This is a genomic window from Keratinibaculum paraultunense (assembly GCF_016767175.1).
Lineage (GTDB): Bacteria > Bacillota > Clostridia > Tissierellales > Tepidimicrobiaceae > Keratinibaculum > Keratinibaculum paraultunense.
In genome coordinates this window covers 1,074,259-1,090,616 of the sequence record NZ_CP068564.1, presented here as the reverse complement: position 1 = coordinate 1,090,616, position 16,358 = coordinate 1,074,259, and the positions used below count along the sequence as shown (strand labels likewise).

The following is a 16,358-nucleotide window of genomic DNA, read 5'->3' as shown; positions in this document are numbered from 1 at the left end:
GAGGCAATTGTCTGAAGTATTATCACAAAAAGAAATTGACGCATTACTCCAAGCTTTAAGTTCTGGAGATGTGGATGTTCAAGAGATTAAAGAAGTAGAAAATTCAGCTAAAGTAAAAAAATATGATTTTAGAAATCCACAAAAATTGCTAAAGATCAACTAAGAACATTAGAGATAATTCATGAAAATTTTGGAAGATTATTTCAAACTTTTTTATCTGGATACTTAAGAACACCAGTTAAAATATCTATTTTGACTGTAGATCAATTTGCTTATAGTGAATTTAGTAATGCGATTCCCAATCCAGCATTTTTAAGCATTATAGATTTTGAACCGTTAAATGGTCAAATACTTATGGATATATCTACAAATGTAGTATATGCTATATTAGATAGACTTTTAGGTGGAGATGGTACTGAAAAACAAGAGATTAGAGCTTTTACAGAGATAGAATTATCATTACTGGATAATATGATGGGTAAAGTAATGCCTCTAATTCAAGAAGCTTGGAGCAATATAATTCAATTAAAGCCTAAGTTAAATAAGATTGAAGTTAATCCACAATTTGCTCAAATAGTGCCTCCTAATGAAACTATTGCTCTTATAACAATGAATGTTGAAGTAGGTTCAACTGAAGGAATGTTAAATATATGTATACCTCATTTAGTTATAGAGCCAGTACTTGATAAATTAAGTACTAGATATTGGTTTTCAACAAAAGAGAAAGATTTATCAGAAAAAGAGATTTTAGCTATAAAAAAAAGAATATTAGATACAAGGGTTCCAATAAAGACTGAACTTGGTTCTACAACTGTAAAAGTAAAAGATATTTTAGATTTGCAAAAGGGAGATGTAATAAAGCTTAATAGTAGAACAGATGAAGAAATAAGAGTAAGAATTGGTTCTCAAGTTAAATTTTTAGGTACTATTGGTACATCTAGAAATAGAATGGCAGTAAAAATAACAGAGGTTGTAAAGGATGGTGATGAATATGACTAAAGATACTCTTTCTCAAGAGGAAATAGATTCTTTATTAAAGGGAACAGAGGATATTAGTGAGAATAGCGAAAATGACGATAAATATGATATAGAGAATGATGTAATAACAGATATAGAAAAGGATACGATAGGTGAAATAGGTAATATTAGTATGGGAACTGCTGCAACTACCTTATCTACTTTGTTGAATAAAAAAGTAATGATAACTACTCCAACGGTTACTATAGCTACTGTAAAAGAGTTGTCAGATGAGTATCCTATTCCATTTGTTGCAGTAGATGTAAAATACAAAGAAGGATTTGAAGGCTCTAATGTATTAATTATAAAACTAGATGATGTAAAAATAATAACTGATATAATGTTAGGAAATGATGAAATTGATACAAGTAGAGAATTAACAGAGTTGGATTTAAGTGCCATATCAGAAGTAATGAATCAAATGATGGGTTCAGCTTGTACTTCATTGTCAGAAATTTTTATGAAAAAAATTGATATTGAGCCACCAAAATCCTATGAAATAACATTTGAAGAAGGAAAGAAAACATTAGATGTATTAAAAGGTCCAGACCCAATTATTAAAGTATCTTTTAAAATGATAGTTGAAGATTTGATAGATAGTGAAATTATGCAATTAATACCTTTAGAATTTGGCAAGGAAATGGTTGCAAACTTAATAGGTAAACCTGACGAAGATAAAGAAATAGAAACACCAGATTCAAGTAATTATTTTGATAAAGATGAAAGTAATATATTGAGTGATAGTTTTGAAGAAAATGAAGAAATAAAAGATAATAGAACTGTAGAAGATAAACAATTAGGAAAAATTGAAAAAGATCCTGTAGTTATTAAAAAGCCTCAATTTGAAACTTTTGACAACTCTCAAGAAGTTAGTTATAATAAACCTATCGATTTGGTTAGCGATATACCTGTAGAAATTACTGTTGAACTAGGAAGAACGGTTAAAAAAATTGGTGAAATTTTAGAATATGGTCCTGGTACTGTAGTAGAATTGGATAAGTTAGTTGGGGAACCTTTAGATATCTATGCAAATGGAAAATATATTGCTAAAGGTGAGGTAGTAGTAATTGATGATAATTTTGGTATTAGAATAACTGATATAGATAATTCTTATGGTAAATAATAAATAATTTAAATTTAAAAGGAGGAATCAATATGTCAAAAGGAATATTAATAGTAGATGATGCTTCTTTTATGAGGATGATGATAAAGGATATTCTCACTAAAAATGGATTTGAAGTGGTAGGAGAAGCAGAAAATGGAGTAAAAGCTGTTGAAAAATATAAAGAATTGAAACCAGAATTGGTAATCATGGATATTACAATGCCAGAGATGGATGGAATTCAAGCTGTAAAAGAAATAAAAAAAATAGATGAAAATGCAAAGATAGTAATGTGTTCTGCAATGGGACAACAAGCTATGGTTATTGAGGCAATACAAGCAGGAGCCAAGGATTTTATAGTAAAGCCATTTCAAGCGGATCGAGTTATAGAGGCTGTAAAAAAGGTTTTAGGATAAAATGAGCAATAAAAAATGCGTAAAATTAATACTCACATCAATATTGATTATAATACTGTTGATGTGTAATAAAGTATATGCTGTAAATGCAGGTTATGAGCTAGGAAAAGCAATATTTAAATTATTTTCTTATACAGGAATATTTATATTAGTTATAGTAATAGCTATTTATGTAACTAGATTTATTGCAAAGAATTCAAAAAAATTTATAAATAGCAAATACATGAAGATTATAGATATACTAAACATAGATATTAATACAAAAATAGCAATGATAGAAATAAATAATAAAATATATGTATTTGCTATCAACAACAACAATATTGAAATGATAGATAAGTTTCTAAAAGAAGATTTTAAAACCAAGATGGATTTAAATTTTGATGAACAATTGGAAGAATATAAACAGCGTTGTGTTTGTGATAAAAATATTTTTAGTACTTTAAAAAATAAGATTAATAATTTAATTAGTAAGGAAGACGACGATAATGAAAAAAAGTATTAAGATTTTTTTTATAGTAATTCTATTGATGATTTTAACTAATGGAATTGTTTATGCTCAACCAGAAATACCTTTATTGGGTAAAAGTATCAAAATAGAAGATAGCAATGAACCACAGGATTATGTATTTTCAATTAAGATATTAATTGCACTTACTATACTTACTTTAGCACCTTCTATTTTGATTATGATGACTAGTTTTACTCGTATTATAATTGTACTATCATTAATCAGAAATGCACTAGGTCTTCAACAGACGCCACCTAATCAGGTGATTATAGGTTTGGCTTTATTTTTAACTTTTTTTGTAATGGCTCCTGTAGCTTCTCATATAAACAATGAAGCTATTCAACCATTTTTAAAAGAGGAAATTAATCAAGATGTAGCTATCGAGAAAACAATGGAGCCTATTCGTGAATTTATGTTTAGACAAACTAGAGATAAGGATCTAGGGCTATTTTTAAATATAAAAAATATGGAAGAAGTAAATAGTTTAAATGAAATACCTAATCATGTTTTAATTCCAGCATTTATTATTAGTGAATTAAAGACTGCATTCCAAATTGGATTTGTAGTATATATTCCTTTTTTAGTTATAGATATGGTTGTATCAAGTACTTTAATGTCAATGGGTATGATGATGTTACCGCCTGTTATAATATCGTTGCCTTTTAAAATTTTATTATTTATTTTAGTAGATGGGTGGAATTTAATAGTTAAGTCTTTAGTTTTAGGATTTAAATAGAGGTGATGAAATGAATCATGGTGATGTTTTAAAATTAGCTCAAGAAGCCATAAAAACCACTTTAGCAGTATCAGCCCCAATGTTAATATTTAGTTTAGTTGTAGGGTTGATTGTTAGTATTATACAAGCAGTTACTCAAATTCAGGAGGCAACATTGGCTTTTGTGCCTAAAATTGTTGCAGTTTTATTATCCTTAATAATATTTGGTCCTTGGATTTTAAAGGTAGTTACTCAATTTACAATAGATTTGCTAAATAATATTAACTTTTACATACAATGATAGGTGTTTGATATTATGAATACTTTTAATTTGTTATTTAATAAATATGAATTATTTTTATTAGTACTAGTTAGAACATCTGGTATTTTTTTAATATCACCCTTTTTTAGTTCTCAAAATGTTCCTAATGTAATGAAAATTGGTTTTTCAATTATATTATCAGCTTTAATAACTTTAACATTAGACATTAAAGTGGATTATACAGATATAACTTTTGTTTCTATTATAATAAAAGAACTAATGGTTGGTTTTGTTATTGGTTTTATTAGTTATGCTTTTTTTTCAACATTTTATGTAATGGGGCAAATTGTAGATATGAAAATAGGATTTGGAATGATAAATGTAATGGATCCTCAGCACAGAGTACAGGTACCTTTAATGGGAAATTTTTATTATATTTTAGCATTTTTACTTTTATTATCAATTAATGGTCATCATATAATAATAAATGCCCTTATAGATAGTTATAAATTTATACCTATTGGCAAATTTGTCATTAAAGAAAAGTCAACGTTTTTACTTGTAGATGTTTTAGCAAAATCCTTTGCAACTGGTTTTAAATTAAGTGCACCTGTAGTAATTATAATACTTTTAACAGATTTATTTTTAGGTATATTGTCAAGAACTATACCTCAGATGAATGTATTTGTAGTTGGTATGCCACTAAAGATATTAATTGGTCTTTTAATTATTAGCGTATCAATGCCTATATTTTATTCTATGGCTACTGGGGTATTTAATCAGACTGTAGAAACAATTTACAATTTTTTAAAAAGCTTCTAGAAAGATGATGATTATGATTTTTAAAATAAATTTACAATTTTTTGCTGATGCAGAAAAAACTGAAAAAGCAACACCTAAGAAAAGAAGAGAAGCAAGGGAAGAAGGACAAGTATTACAAAGTAGAGAAGTGACAGCTGCATTTATACTTCTTGTTACATTCGTGTTTTTGAAAATATATGGAGAATATGCTTTAAGCAATATTACAAAATATATGACTAAAATTTATGAATCTATTGAAAATATAGATCAATTATTTTTGGAAAATAATTTGATGCCTGAATTTATTAATATAATACTTGCTTTTCTAGGATTGGCTATACCTGTTTTAGCTATAGCATTTGTAGCTGCTTTGACTATTAATTATTTACAAGTAGGATTTTTATTTACTACTAAACCATTAAAGATAGATTTCAATAGAATAAATCCTATTGAAGGTTTTAAAAGATTATTTTCTAAAAAGGCATTAATGGAATTAATAAAATCTATTTTGAAAATAATTCTAGCTGGATATATTGCATACTCTTTTATAACAAAAAGTATGACACGTATTATTTCATTGCCAAATTTAGAAACAACAGTTATATTAAAAAATTTTGCAGATATTTCTTTTAGTTTTGGAATTAAAATTATTGGGATATTAATTTTTCTTGCATTTTTGGACTATTTATTTCAGTGGAGAGAATATGAAAAAAATCTTATGATGACAAAACAAGAGCTAAAAGAAGAATATAAGCAAACAGAAGGAGATCCATTAATTAAATCGAGAATAAGAGAAAAACAACGTAGAATTGCAATGTCAAGAATGATTCAAGATGTTCCAAAAGCAGATGTTATAATAACTAATCCTACACATATTGCAGTTGCTATTAAATATGACAATGAACTGTATCATGCACCATATGTATTAGCTAAAGGTGTAAATTTAATTGCAGAAAATATTAAAAAAGTTGGAAAAGAACATTCTATACCAGTAGTTGAAAACAAACCTTTAGCAAAGGCATTATATGATTTAGTGGAAATAGGAGATATTATTCCTGAAGAATTGTATGAAGCAGTTGCTGAAGTTTTAGCTTATGTATATAGTTTAAAAGATAATTATTAGGGGGAAAAACAATGAAGTTTGGTGATATAATTGTAGCATTAGGGGTTATTGCAATAGTTATAATAATTATTATACCTATTCCTAAAGTTTTATTGAGTATATTATTAAGTTTAAATATAGCTTTTTCATTACTCATTCTTTTAATTTCTATGTATTCAAAGGATGTATTGGAAATATCTATTTTTCCATCTTTATTATTAATTGCAACTTTGTTTAGACTTTCTCTTAATATATCAACTACTAGAGGAATTTTAATAGATGGAGATGCAGGTAAGGTTGTTGAAACTTTTGGTCAGTTTGTAATTCAAGATAATATAATAGTTGGATTTATAATATTTATTATAATAATGATTGTACAATTTGTTGTAATAACAAAAGGAGCTGAAAGAGTAGCTGAAGTATCGGCAAGATTTACATTGGATGCTATGCCTGGAAAACAAATGGCTATTGATGCAGATTTAAATTCTGGATTGATAACAGAAGAAGAAGCACTAAAAAGGAGAAAAGATATACAAAGATATGCGGATTTTTATGGTGCTATGGATGGTGCCACTAAGTTTGTTAAAGGAGATGCTATTGCTGGTATAATAATTACCATTATAAATATAGTAGGTGGACTAGTAATGGGTGTTATGAGTGGAATGGATTTTAATGAAGCTATTCAAAAATATACACTATTAACAGTTGGAGATGGATTGGTTAGTCAAATACCAGCACTTTTAATTTCTACAGCTACAGGGTTAGTAGTTACTAGAGCAGCTTCAGAGGCTAATTTAGGAAGGGATTTAATAGAACAATTGTTAGGTAATAATCCTAAATTGTTGTATATAATAGCTGGGTTACTAATATTTTTGGGAATATTTACACCTTTACCAACAGGCACATATATAGTTTTAGGATTATTATTTGCTTTTTTAGGATACACCATGGGTAAAGGCATTGAAGAAGAAATAATTGAAACAACTGAAGAGATATCTGAGGCGGAAGAATTAAGAAAACCTGAAAATGTATTCGAATTATTAAAAGTAGATGATATTGAATTAGAATTTGGATATGGTCTTATACCTTTAGCGGATGTTAATCAAGGTGGTGATTTGTTAGATCGAATTGTTATGATAAGACGGCAGATTGCAATGGAATTAGGATTAATTGTACCAATAGTTCGGCTAAGGGATAATATACAATTAAATCCTAACGAATATGTTATCAAAATAAAGGGAGTAGAAGTGGCCCGAGGGGAAGTATTATTTGATCATTATTTAGCTTTAGATCCAGGTACTGGAGAAGGTGAAATTGAAGGAATAGATACTATAGAACCTGCCTTTGGTTTACCAGCTAAGTGGATCACTGAAAAAGAGAGGGAAAAAGCTGAAATATTTGGGTATACAGTAGTGGATCCTCCATCTGTAATTGCTACTCATTTAACAGAGGTAATAAAGGAGAGAGCTCATGAATTAATTGGAAGGCAAGATGTAAAGTTACTAATAGATAATGTAAAGGAAGAATATCCTGCTGTTGTGGAAGAAGTTGTTCCTAAATTATTAACTATAGGAGAGGTGCAAAAGGTATTATCTAATTTATTGAGGGAACAGATTAGCATAAGAGACATGGTTACTATATTAGAAACTTTAGCAGATTATGCAAGTATAACTAAGGATACAGATTTACTGACTGAGTATGTTAGGCAACGTTTATCAGGGTATATAACTAATAAGTATGTAGAAAATAATCAATTGAAAGTAATAACATTAGATAGCGAGATAGAAGAGTTAATAATGAATTCAATTAATAGAACTGAAACAGGATCTTATTTATCGCTAGAGCCAAATACTGCCCAAAGGATATTGAATAATACATTAAAAGCTGCTCAAAAGCTAACTAACATAGGAGAGCAACCTATTATATTAACTGCACCTATCGTGAGGTTTTATTTTAAGCGTTTAACTGAACAAGTTACTAGAGATCTAATAGTATTATCATATAATGAAATAGAACCGTCAGTAGAAATTCAATCCGTTGGGATGGTGAGCTTACAATGAAAATAAAAAAGTTTTATGGTGTATCAACTTATGATGCTATGTTGAAGATGAAAAAAGAACTTGGTTCAGATGCTGTAATATTAAATACTAGAACTGTTAGAGAAAAAGGATTGATTGGGTTTTTCAAAAAGCCAAAAGTTGAAATTACTGCAGTTTATGAAGAAAAAGATGCGTTTAAATTAAATGTTTCTAATAATAATTTAAATAAAATTAATCAAGAATTGGAAAATTTAAAAAACATGGTAGAAGGAATATCATCCAGTATAGTAGAGAAAAAAACTGAAATTCCAAAGAAATTAGAAATTTATCAAAAAAAATTGATTGAAAATGGAGTAAATTATTATATTGCAACAGCAATTTTGAAAACAATTGAAGAACAAATAAATTTAAAAGACCAAGATGAAGAAAGAATAGAAGAGATTGTTAAGTATACTTTATTAGAATATATTGGAGATGCAAAACCTTTATGCTTAAATAAAGGAGAGCAAAAAGTAGTATTTTTTATAGGACCTACAGGTGTTGGTAAAACAACAACATTGGCGAAGATGGCAGCACAATTAGTAATTAATAATCAATATAATATTGGTCTAATTACTTCAGATACCTATAGAATTGCAGCAGTTGATCAATTAAAAACTTATAGTGATATACTAAAATTACCATTAAAAGTTGTATATGATGAAAAAGATATGTTTCAAGCTTTAGCTAATTTTAGAGAAAAGGATATTATATTAGTGGATACTGCTGGTAAAAATCACAAACAAATAGATGAAAAGGATGAGATTGTTAATATTATGAAGTCTGTTAAAAATAAAGAGATATACTTAGTAGTTAGTGGAACTACCAGTTACAATACATTAAAATCAATAATTAGTCATTATGATTTTATTGAAGATTACAGCATTATATTTACTAAAATTGATGAAGCAGATAATTATGGAAATGTATTAAATGCTAAGTATTTGACGAAAAAACCAGTATCATATATAACTACAGGGCAAAATGTACCTGATGATATAGAGATATTTGATAGAGATAAAGCAGTTAAATGTCTTATTGGGGAGAATATATTATGAAAGATCAGGCTGAAAAATTAAGGAATATAATGAAAAACAAACCTAATAAAAATAATATAAAATTATCACAAGACAGAGCTCAAGTATTGGCAATTACAAGTGGAAAGGGAGGAGTTGGGAAAACTAGTTTTTCAGTAAATTTAGCTATTTCTCTTAAACGTTTAGGATACAAGGTATTGATATTAGATGCAGATATTGGTTTAGCAAACATAGAAATATTGACAGGGATAAATATGAAATACACTATAGAAGATTTAATAAAAAGTGATAAAAACATATACGATATAATTGAAGAAGGACCAGAAGGCATTAAGCTTATATCTGGTGGTTCAGGAATTCATCAATTATCCATGATGGATGATAAAAATATTAATAAATTACTTGAAGAAATGGAAAATTTAGAACGTGAAATGGATTATATAATTATAGATACTGGTGCTGGCATTTCTAATATTGTACTTGATTTTGTGATGATTTCAGATGAAACTATATTAATAACCACTTCGGATCCGACATCCTTAATGGATGCATATACTATGATAAAAGCTTTGACAACTAATGGATATAAAGGTAAAATAAATATAGTTATAAATATTGTTGAAAATAGAAGAGAAGCTGAAAATATATTTAATAAACTTAGTAAAGTATCACAAAATTTTTTGAATGTAAATTTAAATTATTTAGGATATTTACAAAGAGATGTATTAGTAAATAAAGCAGTAAAAATTCAACAGCCTTTTTTGATACTTAATCCTTCATCAAATATATCAAAAAAAATTAATGTTATGGCATTGAAGCTTATAAATCCAGTTAAATATAATGAAAAAAAGGAAAATTTAGGATTTGTTCAAAGATTAAAAGCTTTATTGTTTGGGAGAGATAGATAAATGAGTGGAAGGAAAGATTATTTAAGTATTGGTAGCAGAATTGAAATACTTAAAATGATTTCTAAAAGAGAAAAATCTTTTCCAAGTCAAATATTAGATTTAAAAAATGAATGTAGTTTTTTAATAAGTGGTCCAATTTGGAAGAATAGAATCATACCAATACATGAAGGTGAAAAGATTACATTAAGCTATGTAGTTAAAGATAAAGGTAGATATGCTTTTGATGTATTGGTTACAGATAGGAAATATAAAAAAATATATATTCTAGAAGTTAAAAAAATATCTGATATAAGGAAATATCAGATGAGGAGATATTATAGATTTAATATTTCCATTCCAGTTATAAAGGAGTTTATTATTAAAAAAAATACAGAAAAAGAGATAATAACTGAGGAATGTAAAACTAAGGATATTAGTGGAAGTGGACTTAGATTATATTCAAATTTTAAGCATCGTGTTGGTGATATAATTAAATGTAAATTTAAAATAGAAGATCAATTTATGAATATTAAGAGTAAGATAGTACGAATAGAAGAAATAGATACGTTTGAATATAAATATAGTTTAGGAATTGATTTTATTGATATTACCGAAAAAGATAGAGATATTATAATTAAATTTATTTTCAAGCAAGAGCGAATTTTAATAGAAAAAGGGCTGATTTAATTGATAAAATTAATGATAGTAGATGATTCTCTTTTTATGCGTAGGATTTTAAGGGATGCTCTGAAAGAAGATGATGATATTATAGTAGTGGGAGAAGCTAGAAATGGAAAAGAAGCATTAGAAAAAATTCCTATATTAAAACCTGATGTAATCACATTAGATATTGAAATGCCTATAATGGATGGAATTACTACATTAAAACATATAGTAGATAAATACAGTATTCCTGTAGTAATGATTAGTAGTCTTACTGAAGACGGGGCATATCATACTTTAAAGGCATTAGAAATTGGTGCTATAGATTTTATTACAAAGCCTAAAAACATATTTGAAATGAGCAGTGAATTTATAAAATATGAAATAACAGATAAGATAAAAGCGGCTGCTGTTTCTAAAGTAAAGAAAGATTATAGCATAAAATTTAAACCTAAAATTACAGGACAAGAAGATTTAGTGTTAAATAAAAATGTAGAATATGATTATATTATTGCTATAGCTACTTCAACAGGGGGACCTCGTGCATTACAGGATGTAATTCCATTATTTCCTAAAAATATAAATGGGACCATATTAGTAGTACAACATATGCCTGCAAATTTTACTAAATCCTTGGCAGATAGGTTAAATTCTTTATCTCATGTTGTTGTCAAAGAAGGAGAAGAAGGAGAAACATTAAAGCGAGGTTATTGTTATATTGCACCAGGCGATTATCATATGAGAGTTGTGCCTAAAGGAAATCAAAATATCATAAGATTGAGCAAGGAACCACCAATAAAGGGTTTACGACCAGCTGCAGATTTATTAATGGAGTCAGTAGCAGAAATAGAAGGATATAAAAAGATTGGAGTTATTATGACTGGTATGGGTTCAGATGGTGCAAAAGGTATTGTTAAAATAAAAAACGCTAACGGATATACCATAGCGCAAGACGAAACAACTTCTGTAGTATTTGGTATGCCTAAGTCTGCAATTAAAACTAAACATGTTGACAAAATAGTTCCTTTAAACAATATTGCTCATGAAATTATGAGTATAGTGGGGGTGTAAATAATGGATTTAGATTTTAATCAATATATAGATATATTTGTAGAGGAAACTAAAGAACATCTACAACTTATGAATGAATCATTGTTAGAATTAGAAAAAGATATTAATAATAAAGCTTTAATTGATGAGATATTTAGAGTTGCCCATACATTAAAGGGTATGGCAGGAACTATGGGATTTACAAATATTTCAAATTTAACTCATGAGATGGAGAATGTGTTCCAAGAAATAAGAAATAATACCATAGAATTAAATGAAAATATAATTGATCTTATATTTGAGTGCTTTGATGCATTAGATTATTCTGTTAATTTTATAGCAGAAAATGGAGAAGAAGATGAAGAAAGTTATGATGATTTAATAAATAGATTGCAAGCCATAATAAATAAAGATAAAAATAAAGAATCTATAAATAAAAGTGATAAGTCCAATATTCAAAATGAAGCATATTTAAATCAATACACAATAAAAGCTATAAAAGAAGCGAAAGAGAAAGGTCTTAACTCTTATAAAATTACTATAAATTTAAATCCACAGTGTATGTTAAAATCAGCAAGAGCATTTATAGTATTTAATACATTAGAGTCTATAGGAGATATAATATATTCAAATCCTCCAGTGGAGGATATTGAAGATGAAAAATTTGATTTAAGTTTTACAGTTGTATTAATATCTAATGTTGACAAAGAAAAAATACAAAAAGAAATAGAAAATATTTCAGAAATTGATGATGTAAATATAGTTGAAATTGATTATGAATATCTATCTAAGCAAAAAGAAGATAAACAATTAAAACAATTAGATGAATATACTTTAAATATAATAGAAGAAGCGAAAGAGAAAGGTCTTAACTCTTATAAAATTACTATAAATTTAAATCCACAGTGTATGTTAAAATCAGCAAGAGCATTTATAGTATTTAATACATTAGAGCCTATGGGAGATATAATATATTCAAATCCTCCAGTGGAGGATATTGAAGACGAAAAATTTGATTTAAGTTTTGAGGTTATTTTTATAACAAAAGCAAATAAAGATGAGATAAAGAAAGCTTTAGAAGGTATAGCTGAAGTGGATAATGTAAGTATAGTTTTAATGGAACATGCTGATAGAAATAGGGAAAAGGAAAGCAAAATTACTAAAAAGGATACTGAACGAAAAAGTTCAACTTCAACTTCTAATTCTAAGGATAAAAAGTCAAATATAATAAAAAGAGAAAAAAGAATTGGAAAAACTGTTAGGGTAGATATTGATCGATTGGATAATTTAATGAATCTTGTGTCTGAGTTGATAATAATAAAAACCAGGATGGATGATTTAAGCGAATCTTCTAATAAAGAAAATATGATAGAAGCTATTGAATATTTAGAGAGAATAACTACAAGTCTTCATGATGCAGTAATGAAAGTTAGGATGGTGCCTGTAGAAAGAGTATTTAATAGATTTCCAAGAATGGTAAGAGATTTATCTAAAGAGCTAAATAAGGAAATAAAGCTTCAAATGTTGGGGGAAGAAACAGAGGTAGATAGGACAGTAATTGATGAAATAGGAGATCCTTTAATACATATAATTAGAAATTCTATTGATCATGGAATTGAAATGCCAGAAGAGAGGATAAAATTAGGAAAACCAAAAGAAGGAACTGTTATACTTAAAGCATATCCTGATGGTAATAATGTAGTAATTGAAGTTATTGATGATGGCAGAGGGATAGATTCGAATAAAATTAAAGATAAGGCTATACAAAAAGGGATTATTACTGAACAAGAAGGAGAAATGTTAAGTGAAGAAGAAATTTTAGCTTTATTATTTACTCCTGGATTTAGTACTTCTGAGAAAGTATCAGATATATCCGGAAGAGGTGTAGGTTTAGATGTAGTTAAAAGTAAGATAGAATCTATAAATGGTTCTGTTGAGATAGAAACAAAAATAAATGTTGGGACTAAATTTATAATTAGAATTCCTTTAACATTAGCAATTATACAAGCATTATTGGTAAAATTAAATGATGAAATATATGCTATACCATTAAGTTCTATAACTGAAATAACTGATATAAATAAAGAGGATATTAGAAACATACAAGGTCAAGAAATAATGTTATATAGAGGTAAAACTATACCGGTGGTAAGATTAAATCGAATTTTAAATATTAATTTTAATGAGGATGTGGATGAATATATAGCGGTAGTTGTGCATAAGGGAGAAAAACAAGCAGGATTATTAGTAGATAGTTTAATTGGACAACAAGAAATAGTTATAAAGCCTATGGGTAAATATTTATCAAATATAAAATATATATCAGGTGCTACTATATTAGGAAATGGAAGTATATCATTAATACTAGATACAAATTCATTGATATAAAGGGGGGTTAATTATGTCTTCTGAAATAGAAAACAAATATGTTATATCAAGGCTAGATGATGAATGCTATGGAATACCTATATATAATGTTCTTTCTATAGAAAAAATGAGTACCACTACTAGAGTTCCTAATGCACCAGATTACGTTACTGGTGTAACTAATCTAAGAGGAGAAGTAATTCCCATTATAAATTTAAGGGAAAAACTAGGCATGGAGAAACGTGAAATAGACGAAAATTCAAGGGTAGTTATTGTTACTTTAGATGATATTGTAGTAGGGTTAATTGTTGATTCATCATCAGAAGTACTGGAAATTCCTAAGGATAATATAGATAAGCCTCCTTATGATGAAAACAATCAGTTTATGGAATATGTAAGCGGTATAGGGAAAATCTCTGATAGATTAATTATACTTTTAAACTTAAAGAAAATATTAGAATATTAGGGAGCGTTGATTATGGACGTGAATAACTTAAATGATATGATGATAGATATATTAGGTGAAATAGGTAATATTGGTTCCGGAAATGCAGTTACAGCTTTAGCTAATATGTTATCTAAACGTGTAGATATGAATGTGCCTCAAGTAAAAATATTAGAATTTAATGAAGTGGCTACTTTATTAGGTGGAGAAGAAAATTTAGTAGTTGGAATTTATTTAGACCTTGATGAAGAAATCAGAGGGAATATTATGTTTATGTTAGATATAGAATCTGCTATAAATCTTAGTAATATGTTATTAAATAGAGAGGACACTGTGGAAAAATTAGATGACATGGCAATATCGGCTTTGTCAGAAGTGGGAAATATACTAGCCTCATCTTATGTAAATTCTTTAAGTGCATTAACAGGATTAAAAATAACTGTATCAGTACCATCATTAGCAATAGATATGGCAGGAGCTATTTTGAGTGTACCAGCTATTCAATTTGGTTATATCGCTGATCAAGTGTTATTTATTGAAACTGTATTTAAAGAAGGAGACAATACTGTAAAAGGTAATCTTTTTTTATTACCAGATATGAATTCCTTTAAAAAAATATTATCAAGTTTGGGAGTATTATAATATGAAAGTTATTAAAGTTGGAATGGCAGATTTAAACGTAATTAAAGCTCCAGGTATATTAACAACTCTTGGTTTAGGTTCTTGCGTAGGCATAGCATTATATGATAAACATAATAAAGTTGCTGGCTTAGCTCACATTATGTTGCCTTCCAGTAAAGAGATTCAAAATAACGAAAATAAGGCTAAATTTGCTGATACAGGTATTGATTTATTAATAGAAAAAATGATCATAGAAGGTGCTAAAAAAGATTTTTTGATTGCAAAGATTGCAGGTGGAGCACAAATGTTTTCTTTCAACAAGGACAATAGTATATTGAAAATTGGAGAAAGGAATGTACAGGCTACTAAAAGGAAATTGTCAGAGTTAAATATAAAAATTATCTCTGAAGATACTGGCGGGAATTATGGTAGAACTATTGAATTAAATGCAGAAGATGGTTCTCTACTAGTAAAAACAATTGGACATGGTGTAAAGATAATATAATTCCCCTAGGGAGGTAGTTTAAGTGAATAGAGATAAACTATGGCAGGAATATTCAAAGACTAAAGATAGAGAAATAAAACAAAAATTAATTGAAGAATATATTTATTTAGTAAAAATAATAGCAGGTCGAATGTATAATTATTACGGTAGTAAAGTAGAATATGATGATTTAATAGGTTTTGGAGTGATAGGATTAATCGATAGTATTGAACGTTATGATATTAGTAAAAATATTAAATTTGAAACTTATGCTCAAATTAGAATTAAAGGAACAATTATTGACAATATAAGGAAATTAGATTGGGTGCCTAGATCTTTAAGGAAAAAATCAAAGGAAATACAAAGTAGTATGTTCAAATTAGAAAATAAATTGGGACGAACACCATCAAATCACGAATTAGCTGAATATTTAAATATTTCATTAAAAGAAGTAGAAGATATATTAGCAGATACAAATGTTTTTAATGTAGTTTCATTAGAAAATATATTAATTAATAAAGAAGAATATAATAATATAGATAATAAAGAAAGAATAAAAACTCCAGAGGTAGTATATGAGGAAAAAGAGTTAAAGAAAATATTAGCTGATATAATAGATAGATTACCAGAAAAAGAAAAGATGGTAATATCCTTATACTATTTTGATGAATTGACTTATAGAGAGATAGGGTACGTTTTGGATCTATCTGAGTCGAGAATTTCGCAAATACATAGTAAAGCTATATTAAGACTTAAGAATCAATTAATAAAAGAAGGATTTATAGAAAGTTGATGGGAGG

General features: G+C 27.7%; 19 protein-coding genes. All 19 read left to right on the top strand.

The window, feature by feature from the left end; translation table 11 throughout:
* The first annotated feature begins 7 nt into the window (after positions 1-7).
* From JL105_RS11425 to JL105_RS05290, 19 genes are read left to right on the top strand one after another with little or no spacing between them, the layout of a single operon-like run.
* Positions 8-163 carry a hypothetical protein gene (locus JL105_RS11425; RefSeq protein ID WP_237722316.1) on the top strand — a complete coding sequence of 52 codons (156 nt, stop codon included), beginning with the start codon at positions 8-10 and terminating at the stop codon, positions 161-163.
* The gene (fliM, locus tag JL105_RS05375) at positions 145-999 is read left to right on the top strand and encodes a flagellar motor switch protein FliM (RefSeq protein WP_337907530.1); all 855 of its coding nucleotides are present in this window, start codon (positions 145-147) and stop codon (positions 997-999) included. Before JL105_RS11425 ends, fliM begins: the two co-directional genes overlap by 19 nt.
* Positions 992-2,140 carry a flagellar motor switch phosphatase FliY gene (fliY, locus tag JL105_RS05370; protein ID WP_132027251.1) on the top strand — a complete coding sequence of 383 codons (1,149 nt, stop codon included), beginning with the start codon at positions 992-994 and terminating at the stop codon, positions 2,138-2,140. Before fliM ends, fliY begins: the two co-directional genes overlap by 8 nt.
* 32 nt (positions 2,141-2,172) lie before the next feature.
* Positions 2,173-2,535, top strand: a complete 363-nt coding sequence (locus JL105_RS05365) for a response regulator (RefSeq protein ID WP_132027253.1) — start codon at positions 2,173-2,175, stop codon at positions 2,533-2,535.
* A gap of 1 nt (position 2,536) precedes the next feature.
* On the top strand, positions 2,537-3,040 hold the full coding sequence (locus JL105_RS05360; RefSeq protein WP_132027255.1) for a flagellar biosynthetic protein FliO: 504 nt from the start codon (positions 2,537-2,539) through the stop codon (positions 3,038-3,040).
* Positions 3,024-3,782 (top strand): flagellar type III secretion system pore protein FliP, encoded by a 759-nt coding sequence (fliP, locus tag JL105_RS05355; RefSeq protein WP_132027257.1) that lies wholly within the window; start codon positions 3,024-3,026, stop codon positions 3,780-3,782. The genes JL105_RS05360 and fliP overlap by 17 nt, the downstream gene beginning before the upstream one ends.
* Before the next feature lie 10 nt (positions 3,783-3,792).
* Positions 3,793-4,062, top strand: a complete 270-nt coding sequence (gene fliQ, locus JL105_RS05350) for a flagellar biosynthesis protein FliQ (protein WP_132027259.1) — start codon at positions 3,793-3,795, stop codon at positions 4,060-4,062.
* A 15-nt stretch (positions 4,063-4,077) separates the two neighbouring features.
* The gene (gene fliR, locus JL105_RS05345) at positions 4,078-4,845 is read left to right on the top strand and encodes a flagellar biosynthetic protein FliR (RefSeq protein WP_237722315.1); all 768 of its coding nucleotides are present in this window, start codon (positions 4,078-4,080) and stop codon (positions 4,843-4,845) included.
* Positions 4,846-4,858: 13 nt separating this feature from the next.
* Positions 4,859-5,947, top strand: a complete 1,089-nt coding sequence (gene flhB / locus JL105_RS05340) for a flagellar biosynthesis protein FlhB (RefSeq protein ID WP_202690629.1) — start codon at positions 4,859-4,861, stop codon at positions 5,945-5,947.
* Between the two features lie 11 nt (positions 5,948-5,958).
* Positions 5,959-7,986 carry a flagellar biosynthesis protein FlhA gene (gene flhA, locus JL105_RS05335; protein ID WP_132027261.1) on the top strand — a complete coding sequence of 676 codons (2,028 nt, stop codon included), beginning with the start codon at positions 5,959-5,961 and terminating at the stop codon, positions 7,984-7,986.
* Complete coding sequence (locus JL105_RS05330; RefSeq protein ID WP_132027263.1) at positions 7,983-9,062, top strand: flagellar biosynthesis protein FlhF; 1,080 nt, start codon at positions 7,983-7,985, stop codon at positions 9,060-9,062. Before flhA ends, JL105_RS05330 begins: the two co-directional genes overlap by 4 nt.
* Positions 9,059-9,949: a MinD/ParA family protein gene (locus JL105_RS05325; RefSeq protein WP_132027265.1), complete on the top strand. Its 891-nt coding sequence runs from the start codon at positions 9,059-9,061 to the stop codon at positions 9,947-9,949. Before JL105_RS05330 ends, JL105_RS05325 begins: the two co-directional genes overlap by 4 nt.
* The gene (locus JL105_RS05320; protein WP_132027267.1) at positions 9,950-10,615 is read left to right on the top strand and encodes a flagellar brake protein; all 666 of its coding nucleotides are present in this window, start codon (positions 9,950-9,952) and stop codon (positions 10,613-10,615) included.
* Positions 10,616-11,662 carry a protein-glutamate methylesterase/protein-glutamine glutaminase gene (locus tag JL105_RS05315; protein ID WP_202690628.1) on the top strand — a complete coding sequence of 349 codons (1,047 nt, stop codon included), beginning with the start codon at positions 10,616-10,618 and terminating at the stop codon, positions 11,660-11,662.
* A 3-nt stretch (positions 11,663-11,665) separates the two neighbouring features.
* Positions 11,666-14,029, top strand: a complete 2,364-nt coding sequence (locus JL105_RS05310; RefSeq protein WP_132027269.1) for a chemotaxis protein CheA — start codon at positions 11,666-11,668, stop codon at positions 14,027-14,029.
* A 13-nt stretch (positions 14,030-14,042) separates the two neighbouring features.
* The gene (locus tag JL105_RS05305; protein ID WP_132027271.1) at positions 14,043-14,474 is read left to right on the top strand and encodes a chemotaxis protein CheW; all 432 of its coding nucleotides are present in this window, start codon (positions 14,043-14,045) and stop codon (positions 14,472-14,474) included.
* 12 nt (positions 14,475-14,486) lie between these two features.
* On the top strand, positions 14,487-15,095 hold the full coding sequence (locus JL105_RS05300) for a chemotaxis protein CheC (RefSeq protein ID WP_132027273.1): 609 nt from the start codon (positions 14,487-14,489) through the stop codon (positions 15,093-15,095).
* Position 15,096: 1 nt separating this feature from the next.
* The gene (locus JL105_RS05295; RefSeq protein WP_132027275.1) at positions 15,097-15,579 is read left to right on the top strand and encodes a chemotaxis protein CheD; all 483 of its coding nucleotides are present in this window, start codon (positions 15,097-15,099) and stop codon (positions 15,577-15,579) included.
* Positions 15,580-15,601: 22 nt separating this feature from the next.
* Positions 15,602-16,351 (top strand): sigma-70 family RNA polymerase sigma factor, encoded by a 750-nt coding sequence (locus tag JL105_RS05290; protein ID WP_132027277.1) that lies wholly within the window; start codon positions 15,602-15,604, stop codon positions 16,349-16,351.
* Positions 16,352-16,358 lie beyond the last annotated feature (7 nt).